Origin of the sequence: Pseudactinotalea sp. (genome assembly GCF_048594945.1) — a bacterium.
GTDB lineage: Bacteria > Actinomycetota > Actinomycetes > Actinomycetales > Beutenbergiaceae > Pseudactinotalea.
Genome location: NZ_JBMDXJ010000183.1, coordinates 1 through 3,797, shown reverse-complemented (window position 1 = coordinate 3,797; position 3,797 = coordinate 1). Strand labels below are relative to the sequence as shown.

The 3,797-nt window shown below is 72.0% G+C and carries 3 protein-coding genes and 1 pseudogene; 1 reads left to right on the top strand and 3 read right to left on the bottom strand.

Annotation, left to right across the window (positions count from 1 at the left end; translation table 11 throughout):
• Positions 1–942: pseudogene (locus tag ACOJSN_RS08220) on the top strand (AAA family ATPase); the annotation flags it as partial.
• Positions 943–949: 7 nt separating this feature from the next.
• On the opposite strand, the gene ACOJSN_RS08215 reads toward ACOJSN_RS08220, so the two are convergent.
• The 3 genes from ACOJSN_RS08215 to ACOJSN_RS08205 form a co-directional block, all read right to left on the bottom strand.
• Entirely contained in the window at positions 950–1,954 is a 1,005-nt protein-coding gene (locus tag ACOJSN_RS08215; RefSeq protein ID WP_420112014.1) for a hypothetical protein, read from the bottom strand.
• 51 nt (positions 1,955–2,005) lie between these two features.
• Entirely contained in the window at positions 2,006–3,016 is a 1,011-nt protein-coding gene (locus tag ACOJSN_RS08210) for a PHP domain-containing protein (protein ID WP_420112013.1), read from the bottom strand.
• Positions 3,017–3,119: 103 nt separating this feature from the next.
• On the bottom strand, positions 3,120–3,797 hold a 678-nt coding region (locus tag ACOJSN_RS08205), incomplete at its 5' end, for an FAD-dependent oxidoreductase (RefSeq protein WP_420112012.1).

The following is a 3,797-nucleotide window of genomic DNA, read 5'->3' as shown; positions in this document are numbered from 1 at the left end:
GCCTTCGACGACGGCACCGCCGTGAGCACGTTGATCAACCCGCAGCGGGACCTCGCCGACGCACGATCCGCCTACGGAATCGGCGTCGACGACGTGCTGCTCGCCCCCACGCTCGCGCAGGCATGGGCGGTGGTCGCGCCGATGCTGGCCGGCTGCACGCCGGTGGGGCCGGATGTCGACGAGCTGTTGGGGCTGCTGGACTTCGAGCTGAAGCGGCTCGGGCACGTGGTCGTGCTGCCGTTGGGTCAGCAGACGCGCGGCCGGGTGAGCGGCCGGACGGCGGTGGAGCGGGCTCGGTCGGCACTTGCCTTGCGCTCAGGGGCCGACGGCGGAGCCTCCTCGGCCTTCGAGGTCGCCGAGGAGCTGCCCGACGCGGGCATGCTGGTGAGCCGCGACCCCGACGTCGAAGCGCCGAGCACCGCGGAGCTGCCGATGCTGTCGGCGTACCTGGAGCTGAGCCGCCGGTTGGGGCCGCTGCTGCTGGGAGGAACCGGGTACGAGCCGCTGACGGGTTCCGACGCCGCCACGGCCGGTGAGGTGATCGCAGCGCAGCTGCGCGAGGCCGCAGCCGCCACGCCGCTGACACCCGAGGCGGTGCGGCGGCTCCGAGCGGTGGAGGCCGCGCTCGAGGTGGAGATCCTGGACGAGGCGCTGCTGGCCGAGAACGCTCGCTCGGACATCGCCTCGGTGCTGGTGCCCGGCGCGCGCGTCTGCTTCACCGGCACGATCCAGCTGCCCGACGGGCGCCTGCTCGATCGCGACGACGCCCACGACCTGGCGCTGCGCGCGGGCCTGGTCCCGACCGCCAACGTCAGCAAGACCCGCTGCGACGCGCTCGTGGTCGCCGAGGTGGGCACCCAGTCGGGCAAGGCCCGCAAGGCGATCGAGCTCGACAAACCGATCTTCTCGGCCGACGAGTTCCTCGCCTGGCTGGCCGACTGACTCGCTTTCAGGTCAGCTCGGTGGGGAACCTCGCGCCGAGGAAGTACTCCGGGTACACGCCCTCGTACGGCTCGAGCAGCCCGCGCTCCACCAGGGTGGTGAACGGCACCGGCGTGGTCGCGCCGTCGGTGGTGACCAGCACGACCTCGTCCACGGGCGGGATGAGGTTGGCCATGCCATCGGCCCACGGCGCCATGCTGCGGTACCGCCCGTCCTCGGGCTTGGCGCCGACCATCAGCTTGGCGACCACCAGATCCTCGTCGCGCTCCTCGAGCCACTCTTTGAGGACCTCGCGGCTGCCCTCGTACCGCACCAGGTCCCAGCGGCGGCTGAGCTGCCACACCTGCGCGGCCGCCTCGGGCGGCCAGGTGTACGGAACCCAGCGGTCGCCGTCGGCGACGAGCGGCGTGATCGAGACGGCCCGGCTGGTGGTCGAGAGGACCTCCTCCGCGACCCGGGCGATCGCCACGATCGAGGCCGGGTCCTCCGCGAAGCCGATGAGGCAGTTCGCAGCGTCGGGGATCACGATGACGGGCGTGAGTCCGCGGCCGCGCTGCATCACGGGGAGCTCGGTGCTCGGGAGGTTGCGGGGCCCGCCCAGCAGGATCGCCGCCGCGCCGGCGCGTGAGTCGTTGACGATCGCGCCGTCGTGCTCGAAGAGACGACCGGGCTCGGCGGAGATGTGCGCGAAGGCGGCCGAGAGGATCTCCTGGATCGGGACCCCCCAACCGGCGGCGGTGCTCTCCGAGACCGGGACGTCCACATCAGGCAGGTCGAGCAGCGCCCCCACGTGGTAGTCCGCCACGGTCGGGGACACGGCGTCGGCGGCGCCGGGGTCCCCGACCACCTCGCCCCTTCGGCGCCGATCGGCGAGCGGCACCGGCCCCACAGCCCGTGCCCTCAGCAGCGGCTTGGCTTGTTCGAAGGTCTCGGGCGGTGCGCTCGGCGCCGGACCTGTAACGGGGTCGGGTTGATCCTGTGATCGATCACGACGACGAAACCAGGCAGCCATCCAGTCAGACTATCGACGCCGACCCGCGCGCGATCCCGTCGAAACCGCGGATCAGGTGCGGGTCCACGCGAGGAGGTCGTCGGCCGCCATCGTGTTGACGATCCGCTCTCTGCCGAGCTCGAGATCGGCAACGCGAGCGCAGCCGTAGTCGAGGAAATCGAGCTGGCCGGGCGCGTGGGCATCGGTGTCGACGGCGAACAGGCAGCCGGTCTCGACCGCGAGCTCGAGCAGTCGTGTCGGTGGGTCGCGGCGCTCGGGGCGGGAGTTGATCTCCACCGCCACGTCGAACCGGCGGCAGGCCTCGAACACGATCTCGGCGTCGAAGGTTGACTCGGGCCGGGTGCCGCGGCCGCCCATGATCAGCCGGCCGGTGCAGTGGCCGAGCACGTCCACGTGCGGGTTCGCGATCGCGTGCACCATCCGCCGGGTCATCTGCTCGGCGGGCATCCGCAGCTTGGAGTGCACGGAGGCGACGACGACGTCGAGCTCGGCCAGCAGGTCGGCCTCCTGGTCGAGTGCCCCGCCATCGAGGATGTCGACCTCGATCCCGGTGAGGATCCGGAACGGTGCGAGCTCGGCGTTCAAAGCCTTGACGCGGCCGATCTGGTCACGCAGCCGGTCTGCGGACAACCCGTTCGCGACCGTGAGTCGCGGCGAGTGGTCGGTGAGGACCATGTACTCCAGCCCGGTCTCGATCGCGGCGGCGGCCATGTGCTCGATGGGCGATCCGCCGTCGGACTCGATCGAGTGCGTGTGCAGGTCACCCTTGATCCACGACCGGACCTCGGCGCCGCCGTCGACCAGCGGCCCCGCGGCCGAGGTGAGCTCGGCGAGATACTCGGGGACTGCGCCGTCGAGCGCTTGTTGCGCGACCAGCGCGGTCTTGGGGCCGACGTCGGCGAGCGTGGTGAGCTGGCCCACGGCGGCGAGCCGCCCGACCTCGGCAGGACCGACCTGCTCCAGCCGGTCGGCGGCCTTCCGGTACGCCTTGATCCGATGCGTCTCGGCGAGCTGACGCTCCAGCAGGAACGCGATGCGGCGTAATGCGACGACGGGATCCACCCCGCCATCCTCGCCCACGAGGCGTGGGCGTGCCCAGAGGGCGTGGCCGACCGTGCCCGCGGGTACGTGCGCGCCCTCTGGATGAGCAGCACTCCGGCACTCTCTATACGGCCTGAACCCCGGGCAGACGCCACTGCCCGACCAGCCCCGTCTGCCCGCCACTGAGTTGCCGGACCATCTGCTCGCGCACCCATGGGATCGAGCCGATCGACCCGGCGAGGAGGTCGCGCGGGACGGCGATCGGTGCGAGGTCGCTCTGGAACACCGGCATCATCAGACGCGTCCACCAGGAGTACCAGCGCACGTGCGCCCGCCGGCTGGCGGCGTGCCGAGCGAGCGCGGTCGCCAGGTCGGGAGCCTCGGTGAGGGCATGGCACAGGCTGGCCGCGTCCGCGAGCGCGAGCGAGGTCCCGGCGCCCAGCTGCGGGCTCATCGCGTGGGCGGCATCGCCGAGCAGCACGGCACCGGCGTTGCCGGACACCCGGTAGGGTGTCCGCACCACGACGTCGGGGTTGTGCGCCTCGCGCAGCTCGTCGACCTGATCCAGCTCCGGCGCGTTGCGCCCTCGGAGGAACGGCCGCGCCTCTCGCCGCCACACGTCGAGCCCACTCGAACGGACCGCCGCCATGTCGCGACCCTTGATCGACCAGAAGATCGACGCCTGCGCCTCGCCGGTCGGCAGGACGCCCAGGTACCGGGACGTGCTGTCCAGACACTGGTAGAGCGCGTCGCCTGCGAGCGCGTCCGGGTCGTCGAGCAGCGCCCACAGCGCACCGTAGGC

Excerpts from the sequence above, each read along its gene's own strand:
- ACOJSN_RS08215 (WP_420112014.1), bottom strand. The coding sequence starts at position 1,954 with ATGGCTGCCTGGTTTCGTCGTCGTGATCGATCACAGGATCAACCCGAC.